A 2,073-nucleotide genomic window follows, 5' to 3' on the forward strand; every position below is an offset into this window, starting at 1 on the left:
GGCCGCACTCATGACCGGCTGGGCTCGGTTAATCCTGCATGCCGCGCCCATGAGGTTACTTGTCCGGAGTGCGTCGAGCACAACGAGGAGATGTAGTTCACGATCTTTGAAAAGCGTGGTCAACCATCCAAAGTGTGGATGCCTTTCATCGAAACAAACGATTTCATCAATGTTCTGGAATCCTGCATGGGCAGAAGCACCTGATGGACACCGATGCCCCCACTGCCTCATGGCGTGGCGAGCGTCTTAAGAAACCGCCCGAAAGGAGATTTTTCATGCGCTCTACCGGGCAGTGGAGTGCTGGGAAAGGGAGTTGCAACTGACCGGCCATGTCAAACTGTCCGACTTCTTCCGAGCCTATGGACAGACCGGGAGACGCGCACGTGTAGCGGCTCACATCGTCATACTGCACCTACGCCACACACCGGCCGGACCTGATCCGGCTTTATGAGCATTGGGTTTTGTCAGTTGCCCAAGCGTGATGGCTTTCGCGACGCGGCGCGCCTCAGGAACTGAGCCGCGTCCAGGTCGAAACGCGGGAAAGAAAGACAGGAAACAGAATGGCCGATCAATTCGCAACGGACGTCATTGCCCTGATCAAGAAACGCGCCGAGTCGGAGAGCGGTGAGGGAATGCCTGCGTCATTCGTCGGCGAGATAACAATCGCCACGGAACTGGACGCGCTCGGGTTCGATTCGCTGGGTTTGGCGGACGTCCTCTGGGATGTGGAGCAGGCCTACGGCATCAAGATCGACATGAACACGGCCGATGCCTGGTCCAATCTCAAGAATGTCGGCGACGTCGTGGAAGCCGTCCGCGGCTTGCTTGCGAAGGAGGCTTGAATGGACAGGCGCGTCGTTATCACCGGAGTGGGCGGCCTGTGCGGACTGGGCACCGAGGCCGCCTCTATGTGGAAAGAGATGCGCGAAGGCCGCTCCGCCATCGGCCCGATCGCCAATTCCGAGCTTCATGACCTGGAGGGCATGACCGGCGCTGAGATCAAGGCGCTGCCCCAGCACGACATCAACCGGGGGCATCTCATCTCCATGGACCGCTTCAGCTTGCTCGCCGTGCTTGCAGCGCGCGAAGCCATGCGGCAGGCCGGACTTTCCTGCGACGAGGGGAATGCCCATCGCTTCGGCGCGACAGTGGGCGTCGGATTTACCGGTTCGTACGCAACAGAACAAACTTACCGCTCACTGCTTTTGGGTAGCGCAATCCGTGCTGAACTCTTCACTGGAGTAAAGGTGATGCCCAGCGCCGCTTCCGTCCATCTTAGCTTGAGCCTCGGCTTGCGCGGGCCGGTCTTCGGGGTGACCTCCGCATGTGCCTCGGCCAACCATGCGATCGCCTCGGCGGTGGACCAGATCAAGCTGGGCCGGGCCGACGTAATGGTTTCCGGGGGCAGCGACGCACCCTTCGCATGGGGCGTGCTGAAAGCATGGGAAGCAATGCGCGTGCTTTCACCCGATACCTGCCGGCCCTTCTCCGCCGATAGGAAGGGCCTGGTGCTGGGCGAGGGTGCGGGCATGGCCGTGCTGGAAAGCTACGAGCATGCCACGAGGCGTGGTGCCACAATTCTTGCCGAGATCGCCGGCGTCGGCCTTTCCGCCGATGCCTTCCACATTGCCGCGCCATCTGTCGAGGGGCCAGCGTCGGCGATGCGCGCCTGCCTTGCCGATGCCGGGCTGAATGCCGAGGACGTCGACTACCTCAACGCGCACGGCACCGGTACCAAGAGCAATGATCAGACTGAAACGGCGGCGATCAAGCGTGTGTTTGGAAACCACGCTTATTCGATGTCCATCTCTTCCACCAAGTCCACGCACGCGCATTGCCTCGGCGCAGCGAGCGCGCTTGAAATGATCGCCTGCGTGATGGCAATCCAAGAGGACGTCGTGCCGCCGACCGCCAACTATCGCGAGCCAGATCCCGCTTGCGACCTCGACATCACACCCAATGTGCCGCGGGAGCGCAAGGTGCGCGTCGCCATGAGCAACGCCTTCGCCATGGGCGGTACGAACGCAGTTCTGGCATTCAGGCAGGTGTAGAAGCCATGCAAGACGCCTCATT

At 61.0% G+C, this 2,073-nt stretch carries 2 protein-coding genes; both read left to right on the forward strand.

Annotated features, from left to right (window positions below; translation table 11 throughout):
* The first annotated feature begins 560 nt into the window (after positions 1-560).
* Positions 561-842, forward strand: coding sequence for an acyl carrier protein (locus P9272_RS35705; RefSeq protein ID WP_029356603.1), 282 nt, complete (start codon positions 561-563; stop codon positions 840-842).
* The gene (locus tag P9272_RS35710) at positions 843-2,051 is read left to right on the forward strand and encodes a beta-ketoacyl-[acyl-carrier-protein] synthase family protein (RefSeq protein WP_063169402.1); all 1,209 of its coding nucleotides are present in this window, start codon (positions 843-845) and stop codon (positions 2,049-2,051) included.
* Positions 2,052-2,073: the final 22 nt, after the last annotated feature.

Origin of the sequence: Mesorhizobium sp. WSM4976 (assembly GCF_029625685.1) — a bacterium.
Taxonomy (GTDB): Bacteria; Pseudomonadota; Alphaproteobacteria; order Rhizobiales; family Rhizobiaceae; genus Mesorhizobium.